This window comes from Deinococcus sp. LM3 (genome assembly GCF_002017875.1).
GTDB lineage: Bacteria > Deinococcota > Deinococci > Deinococcales > Deinococcaceae > Deinococcus.
Genome location: NZ_MUFV01000001.1, coordinates 988,692 through 1,010,000, shown reverse-complemented (window position 1 = coordinate 1,010,000; position 21,309 = coordinate 988,692). Strand labels below are relative to the sequence as shown.

Here is a 21,309-nt window from a genome sequence, read left to right as displayed (position 1 = left end):
CGCACGGGCGTCCGGCCATTCACCACCAAGTACAGCGCCCCCAGCGTGCTGAGCGCCCCGATATCCATGAACATCACGCGCGTAAACGAACTGCGGCGCAGGCTCTCGCGTGTGCCCAGTTCCCCCGGACGCCGCCGCCCGAACACCGCCGTCAGCACCAGCATCAGCAGCAGCGACAGGAACAGACGAATCCGAGCAGGGGAGGGGCGTGAGTAATCAGACAGAGGCATACCGGCAGCGTACCCGCCCCGCCCCCGCAAGAGCGTGCGCTTTGTTGCGACTAGAACAGGTGACGCACCCGCCACGTCGTATCCGCACTGCTGGGCGCATATTTGATGACTCCCACCGTCCTGGTCGGATCATACGGACTCCGATTAAGTAGATTATAATCGTTGCATCAAACAGATACCTCTAACCGCTCCTCTCGCGCATGACGCTGACACCTTCTGGCATCTCTACCGGGCCAGTACCTGTGCCGTCGAACGACGCAGAGCTCAACTCTTCGCACTCCTCGCAGAAGGACGCCCCGTGCCAGAGATCCTTCAAGTGACCCGGTACAACCGGGTCACAGTCTACGGACTGGTCAAGCGCTACCGCGAACAGGGGCTCGCTGGCCTCCGTGACGCGCGTCACGCCAACCAGGGCGCTCCCCGCCTCCTGACGGCCGAGCAACAACAAACCCTGGCTGCCCGACTGCACGCCGACTTCGAGCAGGGCATCGTGTGGTCCGGTAAAGACGTTCAAGACTGGCTTCAGCAGCAGTACGGAATGGCCGTCCATCTCGGGCGCACCTATGAATTCCTACGGGCGGCGGGCTTCACGCCTCAACGCCCTCGACCCCGGCACGTTGGCGGCGATGAGGCCGCCAAGGAAGCGTTCAAAACAAAGTCCTGACCGAGACGCTCCGCCTGGCGGAGCGTCTCTCACCGCGTGTCTCTCTGTGGTGCATGGACGAACATCGAATCGGGCTCAAACCGATCCGGCGTTCCATGTGGGCGCCAACTGGGCAGCCGTTGACGTGTCCAGTTCAGCCTGGATACGAGTGGTTGTATGTGTACGCGTTTGTCAATCCGGAGAGTGGCGAGAGCTTGTTCTGGTTGATCCCGGTGGTGAACAAGCAGGCGTATGCGGCCGTCATGACGGCGTTTGCGCAGAAGGTCGGCGCGGGCGCCGACCATCGTGTGTTGGTCGTTCAGGATGGGGCCGGTTTCCATTTGCCACCGGATGACGGGCATCCTGAGGGGATTCAGACGGTGACGTTGCCGCCGTACTCGCCGGAATTGCAGCCAGCGGAACGGCTGTGGGAGTTGACGGATGTACCGATTGCGAATCGAGCGTTCAAGAGCATCAAGGAGGTGGAGGCAGCACTCTCGGATCGCTGCGTCTGGTTGGAAGGTCAACCTGATCTGGTCACTCGTCACACGCTCTTCTACTGGTGGCCCTTGTTGGCTAATTAATCGGAATCCGTATCAGTCCTTGAAACGAATTCGGGAGGACCAGCCCACTCACGCCGGTCCAGCAGACCATAAAACTGAGGAGACTTGCCCTTCCGAACATGGATTTTGATGGACTGCTCGTGACCTTCCCATCCGCCGCCATACGATGAACTGACCGGGAAGGCCTGCCAGAAGACCCATTTCCCCGCACCATACCGGAAGAGGTACAGGTCTGTGAGCATCATTTCCCCAGGAGTGCAATCCAGAGTGAACGCCACCTCACGCAGGCCATCCTGATCCACATCCCGCAGCGAATACCCCTGTCCCACCCCGCAGAATTCGACATCAGTCGCTGGCTCCACAAGATCAGCCGTCAGGCCTTTCGCGCCGCTCAGGACGAACAGCAGCACGGGTGGCTCAGCCTCCGAGACACTGAACACCGTCAGGCGTTCCGGCGTGCCCGAACGGAACGGCGCGGAGATCGTGAACAACGCCGTTTTCAGGCTGACCCCCTGACTGTACGGCCACTTCTGCTTCAGGTCCTGCACTTCGGTCCGGGCGTTCAGCGTGCGGGCCAGGGTGGTCACGGCCTGCTGATCGGCGGCGCTCAGTGCTGCTCTGGGTGTCTTGACCAGCGGATCATGCACCAGCGGCAGCTTCTGCACGTCCGCCACCGTCTGCGCCGCACCCGTGGACAGCACAAGGGACAGCAGCAACCCACCAAGCAACCGGAAAGGAGTCATGCCCGGAAGGTAGCGTATCTCTGATCGTTACGATGCTGAATATCAATATCGGGACTGATTCGGTTTAAATCGATAAGCGCTCGCAAATTTTGCGAGCGCCTGCGTTGACCAGTTTTACTTACTGCTGGATTTTAGTTGCGCCAAGACGGATTCCCTGACTTCTGCGCAACAACCGGATATTGCTAAACGGTCGCCATGTAACTCAACTGTCGGACTCTGGTTGTGGATCGCACACGTAGTTTCTGCTGCTATTAACTGAGCCCGAGCGAAATAAACTTGCGCCGCCTTTTCTTGAACGCCCCGGAGGAACCTCTCTCGATTTAAGGCCATTATTTTTTCCCTTCTCGCGTTGGCTAAGTGCACTTGCTGCTGCGCGCTTTTGCGTAATTGTGCTGCGAGGATTCGAGAGGACCTTCGAGGCGGCAGTAGCAGCTTTTGGGCTGGTCTTCTTGTTTGGCATACGTTGACTCCCTTGATGGAGGAAGGCGGACGAACTGTTGCCGAGTTGCCTTTTCGGCCTCGAAGGGGTACGCTCTGAGCACTTTCCACAGTAGCCAGATTGCCTCCCCCAACGAGGCCGTTTCGATCTGGTTTCCGACGTTCTAGGCGTGGCCTAGGGCGTCGATTTCATTGGAATCACCTCCATTTCTGGGAGAAAAAAGGGGCCGTAGCCCCTCCTTGTTCATCCGCATTTGCTGTAGCCGCAGGCTTGGCATTTCAGGCAGCCTTCCTCGCGGATCACGGCGCGTTCCTCGCAGACGGGGCAGCGGTCGCGGCTCATGCCGTCCATGCCTTCCACGCTGACGCCGCTGGGGGCGGCGCTGGCGGGTGCGGGGGTGTCGGTGCTGCCTCCGGCGAGGGGGGGGAGCTGGGCGGCTTCCATGTCTTTCTGGAAGGTTTCGAGGGCGACGGCGATCAGGTCGGCCTTGCTGCCGACGAGGCGGCCGTTGTAGCTGCCGTACAGGCCGCCGTTGATGCCGCGCAGGGTTTTGATGATGGCCTGGGCGGGCACGCCGTGTTGCAGGGCGATGGATACGACGCGGCCGAGGGCTTCGCTGTCGGCGTTGGCTTCGTCGCCGGCGCGGCCGCTGATGACCATGACTTCGACGGGTTTGCGGTCGAGGTGGTTGACGGTGACGAGGAAGCTGCGGCGGTGGCCGCTGGTGGGGTCCGTGAGTTTGATCATGTCGGTGATGCCGCTGAGGCGGGTGGGGCGCTGGTACACGGCCCGTGGGGCGGGCTGGGTGGCCTGCGCGGCGGCGGGGGCGGCAACCGGGGCGGGCGTGGCGGCAACCGGGGTGGGGGTGGGTTGGGGGGTGGCTTCGCCCATCACGTCGGCGCTGGCGTCGGTGGCCGGGGCGGGTTCTTCGGTCTTGTCTTTTTTCTTGCTGGTGCTCAGCACCTGGAACTGGCGGCTCCCGTCGCGGTACACGGTGATGCCTTTGCAGCCGGTGCGGTACGCCTCGCTGTACGCGTCCTGCACGTCTTGCAGGGTGGCGCTGTTGGGGAGGTTGATGGTCTTGCTGAGGCTGTTCGCGGCGAAGCCTTCGGCGTCGAAGGCGCACTGCACGACGCCCTGCATGCGGACGTGATCGACGGGTTTGATGTCGTGCGCGCAGACGAACACCTGCTGGAGCGCGTCGGGGATGAAGGGCAGGCCGACGACGCTGCCGTGGTTCTCGCTGACGGCCTCGGTGACCTTGTCCCAGTTCCAGTTGCCCTGGGGGTCCTGCATGCCGTCGGGCGCGGGGTACGTTTCGAGCAGTTCGACGAACAGCGGGGCGAGCAGGGCGCGGTACTCGCTGCCGATCTTGCGCCAGATGAACGGGCTGAACACGGGCTCGATGCCGCTACTGACGCCCATGAGCATGCTGGTGGTGCCGGTGGGGGCGACGGTCAGCACGGCGACGTTCCGGCGTGGCGCGTGGGGGACTTTGTCGGCGTGGCGTTCGTACACGGGGTACACGCCGCGTTCCTGCCCGAGGTTCTCGCTCTCGGCGATGGCTTCTTCCCGCAGGGCGCTCATGATGTCGTAGATGACGCGGCGGCCGGTGTCGCTGTCGTACCGCAGGCCCAGTTTGATCAGGGCGTCCGCGAGACCCATGACGCCCAGGCCCAGGCGGCGCAGGTCCTGGCTGGCCACGCGGTTGTCTTCCAGCGCGAACACGTTCACGTCCAGCACGTCGTCCAGGAAGCGGACGGCGGTGCGCACGTCGGCGCGGAAGGTGGTCTCGTCGAAGCGGCTGTCCTTGACGTACGCGGCGAGGTTGATGGCGCCCAGGTCGCAGGGTTCACCGACGGTCAGCGGGATCTCGCCGCAGTTGTGGGCCAGGATGCCGTTCGCGTCGAAGGCGTGGACGTCTTGCACGGTGACGTCGTACACGGCTTCTTCACCGTCGGGCTGGATGCTGACGATCTCGTCGCTGAAGCGTTCGCGGTTCAGGTCGCGGGTGTACGCGGCCAGTCGGTCGTTCAGCTGGGCGGCCTTGCGGGCGTCCCGGAAGTTCACCAGTTGCGCGAAGGTGTGCAGGTTGCTGCCGCTGACGATCAGTTCGTGCTGCGCCTGGATGGCGTACTGGGCGGCGCCACCTTTCCCGTCGGGCAGGGTGTGCGTTCCGGCGGGACGGCGTTCGGTGTGGAGGCTGCTCAGGATGCCCAGGCGGGCCAGCATGCGCTGGGCGCGTTTCAGGAGGGTCAGGTCGGACTGCGCGAGGCGCACGCTGACGCCCTTGGCCTGCGTGCCCTGCACGCTGCCGTCCGCGTCGAACAGGCCCTGCAGCACGCCCCGGTAGAACTCGAAGCCGCCCTGTTCGATCTGGTCGGTCAGGGTCTTGTGCCCGTGAACGACGCCGTACTTCGCGGCCAGTTCCGCCAGCGCCTCGCTGCTCAGGCGGATGCGGGCGCGCTGTTCGTCGTCGCTGCGCCAGAGTTTCTTCACGGCGCCCATCCGGCTCAGGGCGCCCTGTGCGGCGTCGGCCAGGGCGTGGCGTTCCTCGCCCCAGAAACCCAGCGCGGCCATCGGGCGGGCCTTGTCCGTGATGAACGTGCCGTCGCCGATCAGGCTGCCCAGCAGCCAGCCCTCGCTGCGGTTACCGGCGCCGGCCCAGGGGGTCACGTCGCGGTGGTCGTTGAGCATGATGCGGTCCCCGGCGTTCAGGGTGCCGGTTTCCACCCACTGCGTTTCCTGGGTGTCTCGCGTCTGCCGCACGACTTTCAGCAGCTGGTGGTTGTCCGTCAGGCGCAGTTCGTACCCGCGCCGGGTGGTGACTTTCAGGACGGGTTTCACGCCCGTCAGCCAGAAGCCGCCCCGCGCGTTGAAGGACTCGCCGTTGACCGTGGCGCAGAAGTCCTTCCCGATCAGGTGCTGCACCTGCCGCGCGCCCATGGCCGTGCTGACCCAGGTGTCGGCCGTCACGCAGGGGTTGGTGCTGCGGATCTCGTAGCGTTTGCCGAGGTTCTTCAGGGCGCTGTACTGGTTGATGCGGTCCACGAAGATCAGCCCCGGTTCGCCGGTGCTCCAGGCGTGCTGGGCGATCTGGTCCCACAGCCACCGGGCGGGAAGGCCGGGGCGGGTGTCGGTCGGGTCGATCTTGCCGTTGCTGGCGGTGGTGTACACGGGCACGCCGCGCGCGCCGTCCTCCTCGCGGTCGGGGAGGGTGGGGAGCGTGCCGGTGTAGGGTTCTGCCTGGGGGTGCAGGGCGTACTTGCCGGGCACGTCCTGCACGCTGACGTGCCACAGAGCGTCGCGTTGCAGGGTGTCCCAGAATTTCTCGGTGACGAGGATGCTGATGTTGAAGGTGCTGATGTCACCCTCGGCGGCCTCGCGGTCGAGGTCCTTGGCGGTCAGGAAGTCCAGGACGTCCGGGTGCTCGATGGAGATGGTGGCCATGCCCGCGCCGCGCCGGGTGCCGCCCTGACGGACGACGCGCAGGACGGGGGCGTACACGAAGCGCAGGGTGTTGATGGGGCCGCTCTGTTCCGCGCCGCGGTTGGACCATTCCAGGAAGTTGTCGAAGATTTCGAGCAGGAAGCTGACGGGGCCGCTGCTGGTGCCGCCCGAGCCCTTGATGGGCGCACCTTCGGGCCGCATGTGGCTCAGGTCGATGCGGGGCTCCAGGCCGAGTTTGGCGTCGTCGGCGACCTTGCGGGCCGCGTCGATGATGCCGCCCATGTCGTCCGGGACGGCCTGCACGCCTTCGGGCATGGCTTTCACGACGGCGACGCCGTTGGCGCGGGCCAGCGCGACCAGTTCGGGGTTGATGACCTGTCCGTACACCACGCGCGTCCAGTTGCGCACGGCGACGGGTTGCTTGTCACCGTCGGGTTGCGTGGGGGGCCGCATGAGGCCCTCGATGAAGTCGGTCACGTCGGCGTGGGCGGCGCTCATGTACGCCCAGCCACGCACGCCGGCGTCCGGGCGGCTGCCCTGCGCGCGGGGGGTGTACACGTCGAGGTTCACGCCGTTGCCGCCGCCGACCTTGGTGACCAGCGCGAGTTTCTTCGCGACTTCCATGACGCCCTCGAAGGTGCTGGGATCGTGTTCGGTGGCGCCCTGCACGAAGCAGTTCAGGACGTTGCCGTGCGAGGTGCCCGCTCCGGCCAGGACGCGGCCGCCGGGGCAGAATTTCTTCTCGGCCATCAGGTCGTAGTATTTCTGCGCCCAGTGGTCGCGTACGCTTTCACTTTCGGCCCCGGCGACCCAGGTGGCGATGCGGCGGAACATGCCGCTCAGGTCGCCGTCGCTGCCCTGCAGGTACTGCCGCCGGGCGATGTGGTGGGCGTTGTCGTCGAAGTTGGTCAGGGGCTGGGCGCTGAGGGTGGTCACGGTGGTTCTCCTTGCGAGTGGGGGGGTGGGGGAATCACAGCATGAAACCGCCGCCGACCCGGTGGGGGCCGTGGGGTTGGGCTGCGGTGGTGGCCGGTGAAGTGGGCCGTTCCTGAGATGGCTGACTGTACCACCCGCCCGCAGGGCGTACAAGCACTTGTACGTCTATTCGATTTGAGGTACAAGATGCTGCAATAGCCGGCCGCATGAAGCCCAGCTAAAGCCCCTGTGGGACGCAGGAAAACAGCCCCGGTCGGTGCCGCCGGGACAGGATTCGCCGCGCCGCGAGGGTCAGTCGAGATGCTCGGGTTTCGCGTCGCGCGTCATCAGTTCCGCCAGCGCCGCCTGGGGTGTCTGCTGGCCCGCCGCGACCTGCGCGACCGCCCGCACGATCGGCAGGTCCACGTCCTGCGCCTGCGCCCAGGCGTCCAGCAGGCCCGCCGTGCGCAGGCCCTCCACGACCTTCCCACCCTGACCGGGATGCTCGCCCAGCGCGATCGCCTCGCCCGCCGCGCGGTTGCGGCTGTGGCGACTGGTGGCCGTGGTCACCAGATCACCCAGGCCACTCAGGCCGTACACCGTGTCCTCCTGGCCGCCCACGGCGCGCAGGTACCGGTCCATCTCGCGCAGGCCGCGCGTGATCAGCGCCGCCTTGGCGTTGTCGCCCAGCCGCAGGCCGTCCACCATGCCCGCCGCGAGCGCCACCACGTTCTTCAGCACGCCGCCCAGTTCCACGCCCGTCTCGTCGGAACTGGTGTACACCCGCAGCGCCGGGGTCATCAGGGCCGCCTGCACCTCCTGCGCAAAGGCCGCGTCCCGGCTGGCGACCACCGTCGCGGCCGGCAGACCCCGCCCGATCTCCTCGGCGTGATTCGGGCCGCTCAGGACCGCCACCCGCCCGAAGCCCAGGCGGCGCGCCAGGACCGTCAACTGCCCACCGTCCGGCCCCAGGCCCTTGGCGCACAGCACCACGCCCAGCTCACGCGGCAGCTCGGCCAGCAGGTCCGGCACGCCCACGCTCGGCACGACCACCAGCGCAAACGCCGCCCCCTCCACCGCCCCCGCGAGGTCCGGCGTGACCCGCAGCGGCGCGGGCAACGCCACGCCCGGCAGGTACTCCGCATTTACCCGCTCGCGCTCCAGCTGGGCCGCGAACGCCTCGCGCCGCGCCCACAGGGTCACCGGACCGTTGCGCGCCGCGTTCACCGCCAGCGCCGTGCCCCAGCCGCCCGCGCCCAGCACCGGCAGGCTCCGGGCTGGGACTGTCAGCCCGGTCACTGGTCGTCCCCCGCCCACGCGAACACCCACACGCGCGGCGCGTCCGGTTCCGGCGGCGCGTAATCCGGGTACTCCACGATCTCCCACCGCGCGAAGCCCGCCGCCGCCAGCAGCGGTTCCAGGTCTGCCGGGTCGTACCCGCGTTCCCGGTGCGTCTCCACGAACTCCAGTTCACCCACCCGGCAGAACGCCTGCACCACCCCCAGGTCCGCCTCCGCATCATGATGGTGCGACCAGTGGTAATGCACCTCGCCGCCGTCCGCCATGGGAGCCAGACCCTCAATCGCGTCCCCCTCCCACAACTCCCGCACGCCCACGCGGGTGTTCACGTCGAACGCGAACAACCCGCCGGGCCGCAGGTGCGCCCGCGCCCGCCCCAGCGCCGCACCCAGATCCTCCGGCGTCAGCAGGTTGTTCAGGCTGTCGAACACGCACGTCACCAGCGAGAACCGCTCCGGGAGCGTGAACGACCGCAGGTCCCCCTGCACGAACGGCACGCCCGGCAGCCGCGACCGCGCCTCGCGCAGCATCTCCTCACTGAAATCCAGGCCCGTCACGTCCAGCCCCGCCGCGCGTAACTCCCGCGTGAACCCGCCCGTGCCGCACGCCAGGTCCAGTGCCCCCCCCGACCCATCCAGGCCCCCGTCCCGCGCGAACGTCAGCACGAAGTCCGCCCAGTGGTCGTACTCCACATCCGCCATGATCGCGTCGTACACGGCGGCTAACGCTGTAAACGGCTGCCTCTGCATGCCCGCGAGTATAGGCCCGCTCCTGCCCCCGGCGTCCCACCCCACTCCACCACCCATGAGAAAGACCGCAAGGAACCTCGCCTACCCCCCACACAGGGCCCGCGTTACCGTGCAGCCACTGTAACTGCTCAGTCACTGCCCGTTCCCGGAGGACCACCCATGAACACCAAGCTGCTTGCCGCCGCTGCCCTCGGCACCCTGACCCTCAGCGCCTGCACCCTCGCCGGCAACCCCGTCCGTAAGGACGTCACCGGACAGCTGCGCGGCTTCACTGCCGACCAGAACCTCCGCCTCGCCATCGTCGGGTACAACGGTGGCCAGTACACCGCCGACGGCACCCAGGGACAGATCCTCGACCGCTTCCTGACCGGCGGGTACGCTCTCGATCTGCCCAGCAACGTCCCGTACGGCTACTACCGCGTCATCGTGTTGCGCGATGCCAACAGCAACAACCGCTACGACGCCGGCGACACCGTCCTCAGTAAAGACAACGGCAAGCGACTCGTCCTCGCCCAGCGCGACAACCAGTTCCTGGCCGGCACGAAAACCGGCTGGAACCTCACCGACACCCAGGGTGGCGTGCAGACCACCCTCCTGAACAACTACGACCTCGACGCCCAGTAACAAGGGCGCAGCCGAAAGAGGAGAGGGGAGGCCCCGCTGCCTCCCCTTCACTCATGCCAGCAACTGCTCCAGCTCCAGTCGCCGCGCTTCCAGCACATCCTCCGGCACCACCGGCTCCCCGGCTCGCACCGTCACGCCGTCCAGCGGGACCCAGCTCACGCAGCCCAGCATCCCCGCCGATTCCGGCAGGACCAGCGGCTCCAGCAGCGGCTGCACCCGCAACAGCAGCGCATGTACCCACGGACGGTTCCGGTAGTGAAAGCGCCGCTCGATGCCCGCGCCCCTCAACGCCTGCAAAGGCTCCAACCTGAGTGCCCTGTCCAGCGACTCGACCTTGTGCACCGCCACCACCTCCGCCAGCGCCGGAAAATCAATCACACCCGGTTGCGGATCATCACGCAGCAGCGACTGGTACTGCGGCTGAAGCTCCGCCGGATTCTGGTGCAGGAACGTCGGATACAGCAGGAACGACCGGTGCTCCACCTCGAATCCGGCATGCGTCTCCATGATCCCACCCTTCCGGACCAGCAGCGACAGAGAACCATCGGTTAGGAGGCAGGACTGGGTATCCCATTCTTTCAGGGCAGATGTAATTGGTGGCTTTTTGATAAGTTTATTCATAAGATACCTGACTGAACATATCCTCGATTAGCTTTAAATATAGACCCGTTTTGATAAGATGCAAGGGCAATTCCAATTAAAAACCAAGCGATCGGAGCGAATCTAACTATCTCCGGCCACGTCAGCAGATATATCGCATATGAGACGATGCTTGCGGAGATGCCGGGCATGACATTGCGGCTACCCCAGATGCTCATACCTATAATTGCTGCGAATAAAAGAAGTGCGGGAACACCATATGTAGCAGCATAATCTAGAAATTCATTATGTGTCTTGTTCATAGTGAAATCGAGGCCATGGCGTTCGCCATTTTTATTCTCGATGACAAAACTGGGAGCGGAATCCGGACCTTTCGGAACTCTGTACACCTTCCAATTCTCTGTATCCTGGCTTTCGGGAACCAGATATGCGTCGTTTTGTGTAGCCATGATACGCCATAGAGCGGGTGACCCCCAGCCTGTCAGAGGTTGCTGGAGGATCCCTTTTACAGCAGAGCTCCACATTTTATCGCGTCCGTTAGTTCCTGTAATTTCGGCATCTCCGTTTTTCCCAAAAGCACGGACGTTGGGGTTCCATAAAAAAGATGATAACAAGAACAATAAAATACCCATTAAAAGGGTGGCGATTGTTCGCCAGTTAATGAGCCTTTTCTCAAGTATTAGCAGCCAGATGACGGACACCATGCCTGCGAGCCACGGCCCGCGCGACCAAGACCCGGCGAGAGACCATGTCGTGAAAACTATAGCTATGGCATTTAATATTTTTATCCTTCTCGATAAACTGTGAACTTGTGACCAAATTAGAACAGGCAATAGAAGTGCTGCCGCTCCCCCCATGTAACCGCGATGGCCAAGCGTTCCACCAAAAGGTGTGGCTATGACACCTTCATAAGCTTCAGTTCCTAAAATGCCAATCAAGTTCAACTGCTGAAGTATATTCGTTAGCGAGAGGGCAATAGAGCCAATCGTTGTGTATTTCACAACAAGATGCATGGTTTTATGCTTCCCTTCCTGCATTAATAATGTCATACCGCCTAGAGCAATAATGCAGTATGTGATGTGCATGAATATCCCATCTTTTCTATCTTTGGATCCAAGCCAAGTTGCAAATTCTCTGTGAAAAAATATACCGTTTATTAAAATCCATACTAAGAAAGCTGCGATAATATAAAAACCGACCGGATATTTAGTAATTTCCTTCCTATTGTAAAAAAGAATAGATGCCGAAACTGGTAGTATAACTAAATAGATCCAGTAAACTTTTGGATTAAGGTATATTGTGTCATAGGATAGCGATATGGTCGGATTAATAATTAACGGTAACGCGAGTAATGAGAATAAAAAAAGATTTATAGTTAATGTAGAGGCGGGACGTTGATTAAAATTTTTCATGGGAAATTCTGGCCCCCTGAGCCATTATTTGAAAACGGGGTTGCTCCAACTACATTGCTAGATATATTTAAAGGTGTAGCCGTAATTACCGAAGTCCCTCTCGCGTCCCATATGTCGAAGATATAGTCTGTGTTAAATGTATTGGTCAGCGATCTATCTTTGTAGAAAATATTTATATTTTTGCAATGTCTATTCAGCTCCCTCAAAATTTCCTCAACATCAGGCTGCTGACCACTCATTGGAGTATACTTCTTATTGTCAAGGTAAAATATAGCTTGTGAAGTTTGCATGCTTTTCGCGCACATTCGCGCACCTGTATCGTAAGAGCGTTTCTGGGCCGAGATAAGACTGGGTAGCACTATGATAGCAAGAATTCCAATTATTGCTATCGCAATTAAAATCTCGATTAGAGTAAAACCTATATCTTCATGCTTCATCTATCTTTACCTATATGGAGGATGCCACTTCTTATGAAGTGGCATCCTTACCATTGATTTTGCAGTGTGTATTAGCTGGGGGCGCCGGAGGCCGAGGTCAGGTCGCTGGGCGTCACGGTGTAGAGTTTGGAGCCGCGGACATCACCGACGGTGATGGCGTACGTTGCGTTCGAGCCACTCGGAGCGGTTGTAGTGGCGATCACCATGTTTTTATCCAGGCAGTTCTTGGCCAGGCCGATGTTGTCGATCTCGGCCTGAGTGAGGGCCGCAGCCAGAGAGCCGACAGTTACTTGCGTAGGAGTGAAGCTTGTAAGGGTGGTGTTGCTGCTGGCTTTGGCAATTCCGAAGTAACCCTGCTTGTCCACCTGGGTCGTCGCCTGCGCAGTCTGGATGCTCTTGGCGCAGCTGGCCGCGCCGGTGTCGTACGCACGCTTCTGGGCGCCGAGCAGGTTGGGGATCAGGACGGCGGCCAGAATGCCGATGATGGCGATGACGATGAGCAGCTCAATGAGGGTGAAGCCCTGGGTGCTGTTTTTCATGGTGTTCTCCTGGGTGCGGCGGGTCCGGATAAGGGATGTATGGTCCGGTCCTGCCTGCGTATGGCTTTGGCAGGTGCGGGTGTCTCCCGTCCTTGCTGTGTTCAGAGTACGGTTGTGTTTCTCACAGGAGTCTTACGGAATGGCGAGGTCTGTAACAGTGCGCGCGGAGTGGTGTGTCGGGGTGTTTCCTTGGTGGGGTCGGTATTTCTGGTTCTTTTTGCACTCCGTGAGTGCGTTGTAAGGGTTTGTGAGAAGCGGCTGTAGGGGGTGTGGGGTGCTATGCTGCTGGGCAGTTCAGCCGGGGCGAGTGGGTGGTCCTGGCGAATGGGACGCTTGTGTCCCCACACTTACTTGAATTTGTGGTCGCGTGCGCGGCGCTGGGCTTCCTGAGGGGGCCGGGGCGTGCGCCGCGTGCCGGAAGAGAGGCTTGTCTTGGAACTCACGCCGCGCGTTCCGCCGCACAGTAACGACGCTGAAATCAGCGTGCTGGGCAGCATTCTGCTCGACAACGACACTTTGAATCAGCTGGGGGATTCGGTCGCTCCGGAGATGTTCTACCGCGAGGGGCACCGCAAGATCTTCACGGCCATGCGCACCCTGCAGGAGCGGGGTGAACCGGTGGATCTCGTGACGCTCAGCGAGGACCTGCGCGTCAAGGGGCAGCTGGACGAGGTGGGCGGCCTGACGTACCTGATCGGCCTGTCGGATCAGGTGCCCACCGCCGCTTACGCGGAGCATTACGCGCGCATCGTGCAGGAGAAACACACGCTGCGCGCGCTGATCAGCGCGTCCGGGAAGGCCATGCAGCTGGCCTACGAGGGGCAGTTGCCGCTGGAGGACCTGCTGGACCGCGCCGAGAAGATGATCTTCGAGGTGGCCGAGCAGAAGAAGAAGGGCGAGGCGTACCAGGCGATGAACGAGGTCGTCACGGAGACCTTCGAGTACATCACGCTGCTGCACCAGAACAAGGGCATCCCCGACGGCGTGAGCAGCGGGTTCCGCGACCTGGACGAGCAGATCAGCGGGTTGCAGAAGGGCAGCCTGAACGTGCTGGCGGCGCGTCCCTCGATGGGGAAGTGCGTGTCGGCCGACACGCTGATCGACGTGCCGGGCACAGGCGAGCGGATCACGGTGGAGGCGTTCGTGCGCCGCGAGTTGCCGACTGTGCTGAGCGTCACGCCGGACGGGAGGGTGCGGGAGTCGCGGGTGGGAGCGTGGATCGACAGTGGCGTGAAGCCGGTGCGCCGCGTGACGACCCGCACGGGGCGGGTGGTCGAGACGACGCCGCACCACCCGTTCCTGGGTGTGGACGGCTGGACGCCCCTGTACGACCTGCGGGTGGGTGACCGGATCGCCGTGCCGCGCGAGGTGGCCGTGTTCGGTTCCGCCGATGCCTGGAGTCCGCAGCGTGTGCGGCTGCTGGCGTACCTGCTGGCCGGGGGTGGCCTCACGCAGAGCAGCCCGAGGTTCACGAACGCCGATCCGGAACTCGTTGAGGATTTCCGGGCGTGCCTGAAGACCGAGTTCCCGGATGTCGAGATGGTGGCGGACGCCCGCACCGGGATTGATTTCCGCCTGAGCCGCCGCTGGTTGCCCGGCGAGCAGAAGAACCGCGTGAACCCCCTGACCGAGTGGCTCCGTGAGCTGGGCGTGTGGGGTGAGTACGCGGACAGCAAGCGGATTCCGGACGTGATCTGGACCCTGACGCGGGAGGGACTGGCGTCGTTCCTGCGGGTGCTGCTGTCGTGCGACGGAACGCTGTATGCACTGGCCGGGAAGGCACGTATCGAGTTCACGGTGGCCAGTGAGGGGCTGGCGCGTGACGTGCATCACGCCCTGACGCGTTTCGGGATCGTGTCGAAGCTGAGGCGCAAGACCGGGCGGTCCTGGCGGGTCGAGATCACCGAGCCGCGCAGCGTCGCCGTGTACCAGCAGCAGATCGGCTGGGTGGGCGAGAAGGCGCGCCGGGACGTTCCGGTCAGTGCCGGGCTGCGCAGCAACGTGGGTCACCTGCCGGCCGGCGCGTGGGTGCATGTGCGGCAGGCTGCCCAGGCCGGCGGTCTGAGCCTGTCTGCCCTGGCCCGCGCGGCTGGTGAGCAGACCGGGAGCGGCTACAACGCCCACACGGCGCGCGGCCTGCCGCAGCGGCGCGCGGCCCGGTACGCGGCGGTGCTGGACAGCCCGCATCTGGCGTTGCTGGGCAGTGACGCCCTGTACTGGGACGACATCGTCGCCATCGAGGACGTGGGTGAAAAGCAGGTGTACGACCTGACGGTGCCCGGTGACGCGAACTTCATCGCGGCGGACATCTGCCTGCACAACACGGCCTTCGCGCTGTCGATCGCGCAGAACGTGGCGTTGCGCGGCGAGAAGGCGGTCGCGGTGTTCAGTCTGGAGATGCCGGCGGTGCAGCTGGCGCTGCGCATGCTGTGCAGTGAGGCGCGGGTGGACATGAACCGCATTCGCAGCGGGCAGCTGAACGAGCGTGATTTCGAGCGGTTGGCGCACGCGGCGGGTCGTCTGGCGGACGCGCCGATGATCATCGACGACGAGGCGGACCTGACGCTGAACGGCCTGCGCAGCAAATTGCGGCGGATCGCGGCGCAGCACGGTCAGCTGGGGCTGGTGGTCATCGATTACCTGCAGCTGATGTCGGGCGGCAAGAGCAGTGGCGGCAGTGATAACCGGCAGCAGGAGATCAGTACCATCTCGCGTGGTCTGAAGGGTCTGGCGCGTGAGATGGAGGTGCCGATCATCGTGCTGTCGCAGCTGTCGCGCGCGGTCGAGCAGCGCCCGAATCACCGGCCGATGCTGTCGGACCTGCGTGAGTCCGGGGCGATTGAGCAGGACGCGGATATCGTGATGTTCATCTACCGCGACGAGTACTACAACAAGGAAACGGATCAACAGGGCATCGCGGAGATCATTATCGGGAAGCAGCGCAACGGGCCGGTCGGCACGGTGAAGTTGCAGTTTCACAGTTCGCACGTACGGTTCAATGATCTTGCGCCGGAGGGAGTGTAATGGCGGAGGATCAGGCGAAGGCGGCAGGTCAGGCGGGCGGGCAGCGCAGGCGCCGGCGGCGGCGGGGCGGCAGTGCGCCCGCGCAGCCCCGGCCGGGTCAGGTGACGAACACCACGGCCGTGCCTACACCGGCCGCGCCGAGCAAGCGCGGGCAGAAGCGGCCGCTGGCGGACCCGCGCATCGGGGTGGGCTGCATCGTTCTGCGCGGCGACGAGATTCTGCTGGTCCGCGAGCGGGGCCGCTGGTCGCTGCCCAAGGGCGGCCTGGAGTCCGGTGAGCTGGTGCAGGACGGCGCGCGCCGCGAGACCTTCGAGGAGACGGGACTGGTCGTGGAGTTGCGGGATCTGGCGTTCATCGTGGAGTTCCAGGCGGTGACGTGGGGGCATCACCTGCAGTTCTTCTACACGGGGCGCGAGGTGGGCGGGAAGCTGGAGCCGCGCGACCCGGACCGGGATGTGCAGGAGGCGCGCTTCGTGCCGATCCGGCAGTTGCGGGAGTTCATCCGGTTCCGGCCGCGGCTGGTGGCGCTGGAGACGTGGTTGCGTGAGCGCCGGCCCCGGCATTTCGTGTTCAATCTGGACAAGGAACCGGCGATGCTGCGCAAGCGGCGCCGGGTGGGTGATCCGCTGCCGGGCGCGCGTGGTCAGGAACCCGAGTTCAGTGACGAGCCTGACCTGTAGGAAAGGGTCGCGGTGGCTGACGTGGAAGAGGGGGCGGCGTGCCGGGATGCAGGGGCGCCGCCCGCGTTGCATGTGCTGTCCGTCAGGGATTTGACACCCAGCTTCTCTCTGTTATCATCAGAATATGAAGCGTCCATTACGTAAGGAGGCCGATCCGTTGCCGTCCAGCGGACGCGGCCTCATGCACGTCTGCCCACACTGCGCCGCGCCCCTGACCCTGCACGACCTGCGCGACGGCGACCAGGGGTACTGGTGCCACCCCTGCGGGCGGGGCCACCGCGCCAGTAACCCGCCCCTGAACGCCCTGCGGCGCCTGCCCCAGGCCGGCTGATACGGACTCCGATTGAACGGGCTTTAAAGCCCGTTCAATCCGAGCGAAGCGAGTGGGAGCAAAACGGGTTCCGGACGTGCAGCCGGCAATCCGGTGAAGTTCCGGGTTGTTGGCGAAACAAACGGAATCCGTATGAGCGCTGCGGCGACCCGGCGGGCCGATGCTCTATGCTGCGGGGTATGACGCAGCAGTTCCCGCCCGCGACCGGCCCCCAGGTGACCCTCGGGGAGGTGCTGAACGGACAGGTGATCGCCGTCACCAGCGCCGACCAGGGGTACGGGCGCACCATCAGCGCCGCCCTGGCACGCGCCGGGGCCAGCGTCGTCCTGATCGGCAACAACAGCGAAACCCTCGCCGCCACTGCCAGCCAGCTCGAACACGCCGGCGGGCACGCCATTCCCATGAAAGCCGACGTGGGCGTTCCGCTCGACTGGATCAGCGCCTACACCCGCATCATGGAGATCTTCGGTGTCCTGCACGGCACCGTGCATCTGGCCGACAAGCGCGCCCACACCGAGTTCACCTCCCTGACCGAGAACGAGTGGATGGACCTGTTCAACTGCAACGTGAAAAGCAGCGTCGCGATCGCGCAGGTCATCCGCCGCCGCCAGCCCGGCTCGTGGTTGACCATCATCGGCCCGCACCTCGACGAGCGCGGCCTGCAGGTCCACCCGCAACGCGGCGCGCTGCGCGGACTGGTCGAGCAGGCCCACACCGAGGACCTGCGCCTGAACCTGCTGCTGCCGGGCCGGGTCAGCAGCGGCGACGATACCCTCGACCGTCCCCTGAGCGCCGCCGTGCTGGCCCTCGCCACGCCCGGCATGACGCACCTGCGCGGCAACGTCATGGACGTCCCCATGCCGCCCATCCCTAAAATTCGCGCCCTGGACGCCTACCCGCTGTGATACGGATTCCGTTTGTTTCGCCAACAATCCGGAACTTCACCGGATTGCCGGCTCCACGTCCGGAACCCGTTTCTCTCTTACTCGCATCCGCTCGGATTGAACGGGCTTTGCAGCCCATTCAATCGGAGTCCGTATGAGATGCCCGTACTGCTCGGCGCCCGACAGCAAGGTCGTGAACTCGCGGCCCAGCGATGACGGGGCCAGCATCCGCCGCCGCCGCGAGTGCCTGAACTGCGTCCGGCGCTTCACGACCTACGAACGCGCGCAACTCGAACCGCTGATGGTGGTCAAGCGCAGCGGCCCGCGCGAGGCCTTCAACCCGGACAAGCTGCTGCGCGGCCTGACGCTCGCCAGCGAGAAACGCCCGGTCGATCCGGCCGCGCTGCGCGCCTTCGCGTACGGTTTCGAGGACGAGGTGCAGACCGCCGAGATTGCCGCCACCGAGATCGGCCGCCGCGCCATGACCTTCCTGCGCCCCCTGGACGACGTCGCCTACATCCGCTTCGCGTCGGTATACCGGGACTTCGACAGCCTGGAACGCTTCATCGAGGAGATCCGGGGCCTCAAGGGCCGCGAGGACAGCCGCGCCCAAGATGACGGCCCCGCACCCGCCCAGGACGGGGAGGGCAGCACCGCCACCTGAACGGGGCGTGCCGGATCAGCTGCGGCTGGGGCCGCCCGCCTCGGCGGGGCGGGGAACGGCCGGAATCTCGTTGGCGGGCGTGTGCCCCCGGATGTCGCGCAGCAGCTCGCGGATCCGGGCGAAATCCGCCTCGATATCCCCGGTCGGGGTGACGTACCCGATCACGCCCACCCGCCGGCGTTTCCAGTCCAGCGCCGTGATCCCGATCGGCACCCTGGCCTCCAGCGCCATGTAGTAGAAGCCGGTCTTCCAGTACTGCCCGGCGCTGCGCGTTCCTTCCGGCGCGACGACCATCACCAGTTCCTTCTCCCGCTCGATGATCTCCACGACGGCGTCCACGAAGTTCCCACCGGCGCGGCGGCGATCCAGGGCGATGCCGCCCACGGCGCGCATGAACACCCCCAGCGGAAATTTGAACAGTTCCCGTTTCGCCACGAAATGCACCGGGGCGCGCGTCGCCCACGTCCAGAAGATGCCCGGCCAGAAGTCCAGGTTGTGCGTGTGCGGCGCGGCGGCCCCCACGAACTTCAGGCTGGGCGGCGGCTCCAGGACGGGCGTCCACCCCGCCAGACGCATGAGCGCCAGCGCGAGGCGGGAACCGAGGGTGTGCTGCTGACCGGGCCAGAGAGGAGACATGACCTTGCAGTATAGAAACGCCGACCATCACGGAATTCTGACCGGGACGCGGTGCAGCGAAGGGGACGGCGCCGGCCTCCGGTCAGGCGGTCAGTGCTGCCGGCCGGCGCCTCAGCGGCCGCGCCGCTCGCGTGCCGAGGGACGCTCCTGCCACGCGGCGAGAAGCAGGGAAATCACGATGACCAGCCCAGCCAGAAGTAATTCCATGAGGTATTCTCCTTGTCTTCATCTGACGTTAGGGTCACGCGCAGGCGAGCCGCTGTGAAAAACCCCTCAACGTGCATTGATCTGTGTCTGAACGACTGACTCTACCCCCGCCCGGCGCGCAGTGTCAAAGCACACCCCCCATCAGTCCAGCCGGCTCACTCCAGCAGGCCGCCCACGTCCTCCAGGCTCAGGCCCGCCGCGTCCAGCGTCGCCCAGAACGCCGCGCCGTCCACCGGCATCACGCTCAGGCGAGAGCCCTTGCGCGTCAGGACCGACCCCTCCCACTCCGGCAGGCCCCGCAGGGTGTCCAGCGAGACCACCTGCGGGAATGCCACCAGCGGCTCCACATCCACCATGCTCCAGCGCGGCGCCTGCGCACTCGACTTCGGGTCGAAGTACGCACTCGCCGGATCGAACTGCAGATCATCCGGGTACGCCGCGCGGCAGATGCGCGCCACGCCCGCCACCCCGGTCGGTTTCGCGTTCGAGTGGTAAAACAGGCACAGGTCCCCCTCGCGCATCTCGCGCAGGAAATTCCGCGCCTGATAGTTCCGCACGCCATTCCACGGCTCGCGCCGCACCCGCACCAGATCAGGAAAACCGAACACATCCGGCTCGGACTTGAGTAACCAGAAACGCATGAGAGGCAGCCTAGAGCATCACCCGCCCGACTGATCCGTCACCAGCGGCGGCAGGGGGATGGGCTTCTGGCCCTTGAATCCCACCGTCATGCCACCCCAGCTGTAGCCGTCCGTGTCGTTGGGCACGTGATCGAGCGGCATGACCGCCACGTACACGCCGCGCACCTTCGCGCTGAACGCGCCACTGTCGGCCGCGCCGGATGTATTGGGGCCGGCCTCCGGATCCACACGCAGGCGGTACAGCACTCGCCATTCGTTGAGGCGCAGCGGTCTGTGCGCGTTGTTAAAGATGGCTCCCGCTCCATACGGAGGCACGGTATGGGTTTCCTGGGTGGGGGGCGTGGTGCTCAGGGTGTGGGTGACGCGGTTCAGGCGCACGCTGGGATTCCCGCACTCCCCGACGATCATGCCGCCCGGACCACTGCGATAATGGGCGCCCGAGTTCTCGAAGGGTGAGGGCAGCCCGTACCCGGTCTTGTAGATGCCGCTGCGTTCCTGGCCGTCGCAGGTCATGCGCCATGCACTCAGGAGGACGCGTTCCTGATAGCGATAACTGCCGGGGATACGGCCCGTGAAGTTGATCTGCTCTTCCTGAGTCAGGTCTTTTGTGGTCAGGTTCAACTTTCTGGCCTCAGGGCCGCTGACGGTCACGTACAGCACGGCTTTCGTGCCGCGTGGGTAGGTGAGGGTCACGCCCTGGTACGTGCCGCGCGGGGCATCTCTGTCGCTGAACAGCGCGTTCACGTCCTGCTGGTTCATGGCTCCGAACTGCGCACCCTCGCGCGGTGGGAGCCACTCGCGGTACGCCGTCCAGCCCAGGCCGCCCATGAGGAGTGCCGCCAGCGTGAGCCACCCGGCGCGGTGCGTGAAGGCGTGCCCGAGCAGGCCCCGGTTGACGGGTTGCGGGTCGCCCATGCCGCGCACGGCGAGGTACTCGGCTTCCTCGGGCGAGAAGCCGTGCGCCTGATGTTCCTGCATGCGTTCGGTCAGGTGCGCGCGGAGTTCGGCGGCGGCGTCCAGGCGTTCGGCTCTGGGCAGACCGCGCGTGGCGTGGTGGATGTACGCGTCGGCGCTCAGGGGCCGGCGGGGGCGGGGCAGGCGGCGGGTCACGCGGACCGCCGGGTGGGGGTGCGGCGCAGCAGGGCGCGGATCAGCAGGGCGTCGAGCGCGCCGCGCAGCGTCTGCCATTCCTGGCGTTTGGCGTGCAGGGCCTCGCGGCCGTCGTCGGTGAGCTGGTAGACCTTGCGGGGCGCGCCGCCACGGTCGCTGGGTTGCCAGTCGCTCTCGATCCATCCGGCTTTCACGAGGCGGTGCAGGGCGGGGTAGAGGCTGCCCTCGCGCAGGTCAAACAGGCCGCCGCTGCGTTCGTTGACGTGCCGCAGGATGTCCAGGCCGTAGCGCGGCTGGTCCTGGAGGGCGGCGAGCAGGGCGAGGTCGAGCGTGCCGGATTTCAGTGGGTTCACGGGTGGGCCTCCAGTCAGGTCTTCTGGTGTGGTGTCTTGTTCTGCAAGGTAGTGAGCTCCGGGTATCTTGTCAAGCAAGAATGTCGGGCGATCCTGCCTCCCTTTCGGTTCCTTCGGCCACCGTCCCCGCGGCGCG

Annotated in this window: 21 protein-coding genes (1 of these 21 cut by a window edge); 8 read left to right on the top strand and 13 right to left on the bottom strand. The window is 64.6% G+C overall.

The window, feature by feature from the left end:
• On the bottom strand, positions 1-230 hold the 5' portion of the coding sequence (locus tag BXU09_RS04680; RefSeq protein WP_240501022.1) for a hypothetical protein. The gene continues 112 nt to the left of window position 1, outside the view; 230 of the gene's 342 nt are visible here — the first part of the coding sequence; it begins with the start codon at positions 228-230; its stop codon lies off the left edge, out of view.
• 166 nt (positions 231-396) lie between these two features.
• Here BXU09_RS04680 and BXU09_RS04675 point away from each other — a divergent pair, with 166 nt between their 5' ends.
• Positions 397-894 (top strand): winged helix-turn-helix domain-containing protein, encoded by a 498-nt coding sequence (locus BXU09_RS04675; RefSeq protein WP_078300883.1) that lies wholly within the window; start codon positions 397-399, stop codon positions 892-894.
• Positions 891-1,457 (top strand): IS630 family transposase, encoded by a 567-nt coding sequence (locus BXU09_RS04670; protein ID WP_144011981.1) that lies wholly within the window; start codon positions 891-893, stop codon positions 1,455-1,457. The genes BXU09_RS04675 and BXU09_RS04670 overlap by 4 nt, the downstream gene beginning before the upstream one ends.
• Here BXU09_RS04670 and BXU09_RS04665 read toward each other — a convergent pair.
• The 4 genes from BXU09_RS04665 to BXU09_RS04650 all read right to left on the bottom strand — a co-directional run bounded on the left by BXU09_RS04665 (position 1,454) and on the right by BXU09_RS04650 (position 9,031).
• Entirely contained in the window at positions 1,454-2,179 is a 726-nt protein-coding gene (locus BXU09_RS04665) for a hypothetical protein (RefSeq protein WP_144011980.1), read from the bottom strand. The genes BXU09_RS04670 and BXU09_RS04665 overlap by 4 nt on opposite strands.
• 682 nt (positions 2,180-2,861) lie before the next feature.
• A complete protein-coding gene (locus BXU09_RS04660; protein ID WP_078300877.1) occupies positions 2,862-7,004 on the bottom strand; it encodes an LAGLIDADG family homing endonuclease in 4,143 nt (1,380 codons plus the stop codon).
• 291 nt (positions 7,005-7,295) lie between these two features.
• The gene (locus BXU09_RS04655) at positions 7,296-8,273 is read right to left on the bottom strand and encodes an NAD(P)H-dependent glycerol-3-phosphate dehydrogenase (RefSeq protein WP_078304756.1); all 978 of its coding nucleotides are present in this window, start codon (positions 8,271-8,273) and stop codon (positions 7,296-7,298) included.
• Between the two features lie 5 nt (positions 8,274-8,278).
• The gene (locus tag BXU09_RS04650; RefSeq protein ID WP_078300876.1) at positions 8,279-9,031 is read right to left on the bottom strand and encodes a class I SAM-dependent methyltransferase; all 753 of its coding nucleotides are present in this window, start codon (positions 9,029-9,031) and stop codon (positions 8,279-8,281) included.
• A gap of 159 nt (positions 9,032-9,190) precedes the next feature.
• Here BXU09_RS04650 and BXU09_RS04645 point away from each other — a divergent pair, with 159 nt between their 5' ends.
• Entirely contained in the window at positions 9,191-9,655 is a 465-nt protein-coding gene (locus BXU09_RS04645; protein ID WP_078300874.1) for a hypothetical protein, read from the top strand.
• Between the two features lie 51 nt (positions 9,656-9,706).
• On the opposite strand, the gene BXU09_RS04640 is transcribed toward BXU09_RS04645, so the two are convergent.
• From BXU09_RS04640 to BXU09_RS21860, 4 genes are all read right to left on the bottom strand, one after another.
• Positions 9,707-10,276 (bottom strand): DUF1802 family protein, encoded by a 570-nt coding sequence (locus BXU09_RS04640; RefSeq protein WP_078300873.1) that lies wholly within the window; start codon positions 10,274-10,276, stop codon positions 9,707-9,709.
• Positions 10,273-11,667, bottom strand: coding sequence for an O-antigen ligase family protein (locus tag BXU09_RS04635; protein ID WP_078304755.1), 1,395 nt, complete (start codon positions 11,665-11,667; stop codon positions 10,273-10,275). Before BXU09_RS04635 ends, BXU09_RS04640 begins: the two co-directional genes overlap by 4 nt.
• On the bottom strand, positions 11,664-12,104 hold the full coding sequence (locus tag BXU09_RS04630; RefSeq protein ID WP_078300871.1) for a prepilin-type N-terminal cleavage/methylation domain-containing protein: 441 nt from the start codon (positions 12,102-12,104) through the stop codon (positions 11,664-11,666). Before BXU09_RS04630 ends, BXU09_RS04635 begins: the two co-directional genes overlap by 4 nt.
• Before the next feature lie 71 nt (positions 12,105-12,175).
• Positions 12,176-12,643, bottom strand: coding sequence for a type II secretion system protein (locus BXU09_RS21860; RefSeq protein ID WP_078300869.1), 468 nt, complete (start codon positions 12,641-12,643; stop codon positions 12,176-12,178).
• 402 nt (positions 12,644-13,045) lie between these two features.
• Between BXU09_RS21860 and dnaB the strand changes: the two genes are divergently transcribed.
• From dnaB to nrdR, 5 genes are all read left to right on the top strand, one after another.
• Positions 13,046-15,667 carry a replicative DNA helicase gene (gene dnaB, locus BXU09_RS04620; protein WP_346417553.1) on the top strand — a complete coding sequence of 874 codons (2,622 nt, stop codon included), beginning with the start codon at positions 13,046-13,048 and terminating at the stop codon, positions 15,665-15,667.
• Entirely contained in the window at positions 15,667-16,347 is a 681-nt protein-coding gene (locus tag BXU09_RS04615; protein ID WP_078300865.1) for an NUDIX hydrolase, read from the top strand. The genes dnaB and BXU09_RS04615 overlap by 1 nt, the downstream gene beginning before the upstream one ends.
• A 124-nt stretch (positions 16,348-16,471) precedes the next feature.
• Positions 16,472-16,678, top strand: coding sequence for a hypothetical protein (locus BXU09_RS04610; protein WP_078300864.1), 207 nt, complete (start codon positions 16,472-16,474; stop codon positions 16,676-16,678).
• Between the two features lie 179 nt (positions 16,679-16,857).
• On the top strand, positions 16,858-17,583 hold the full coding sequence (locus BXU09_RS04605) for an SDR family NAD(P)-dependent oxidoreductase (protein WP_078304754.1): 726 nt from the start codon (positions 16,858-16,860) through the stop codon (positions 17,581-17,583).
• A 133-nt stretch (positions 17,584-17,716) separates the two neighbouring features.
• Positions 17,717-18,226 (top strand): transcriptional regulator NrdR, encoded by a 510-nt coding sequence (gene nrdR / locus BXU09_RS04600; protein ID WP_078300862.1) that lies wholly within the window; start codon positions 17,717-17,719, stop codon positions 18,224-18,226.
• A 15-nt stretch (positions 18,227-18,241) separates the two neighbouring features.
• On the opposite strand, the gene BXU09_RS04595 is transcribed toward nrdR, so the two are convergent.
• From BXU09_RS04595 to BXU09_RS04580, 4 genes are all read right to left on the bottom strand, one after another.
• Positions 18,242-18,862 (bottom strand): 1-acyl-sn-glycerol-3-phosphate acyltransferase, encoded by a 621-nt coding sequence (locus tag BXU09_RS04595; protein ID WP_078300861.1) that lies wholly within the window; start codon positions 18,860-18,862, stop codon positions 18,242-18,244.
• A 362-nt stretch (positions 18,863-19,224) separates the two neighbouring features.
• On the bottom strand, positions 19,225-19,710 hold the full coding sequence (locus BXU09_RS04590) for an EVE domain-containing protein (RefSeq protein ID WP_078300859.1): 486 nt from the start codon (positions 19,708-19,710) through the stop codon (positions 19,225-19,227).
• Positions 19,711-19,728: 18 nt separating this feature from the next.
• Positions 19,729-20,820 (bottom strand): permease prefix domain 1-containing protein, encoded by a 1,092-nt coding sequence (locus tag BXU09_RS20885; RefSeq protein WP_078300858.1) that lies wholly within the window; start codon positions 20,818-20,820, stop codon positions 19,729-19,731.
• On the bottom strand, positions 20,817-21,173 hold the full coding sequence (locus BXU09_RS04580) for a PadR family transcriptional regulator (protein WP_078300856.1): 357 nt from the start codon (positions 21,171-21,173) through the stop codon (positions 20,817-20,819). The genes BXU09_RS20885 and BXU09_RS04580 overlap by 4 nt, the downstream gene beginning before the upstream one ends.
• Between the last annotated feature and the right edge of the window lie 136 nt (positions 21,174-21,309).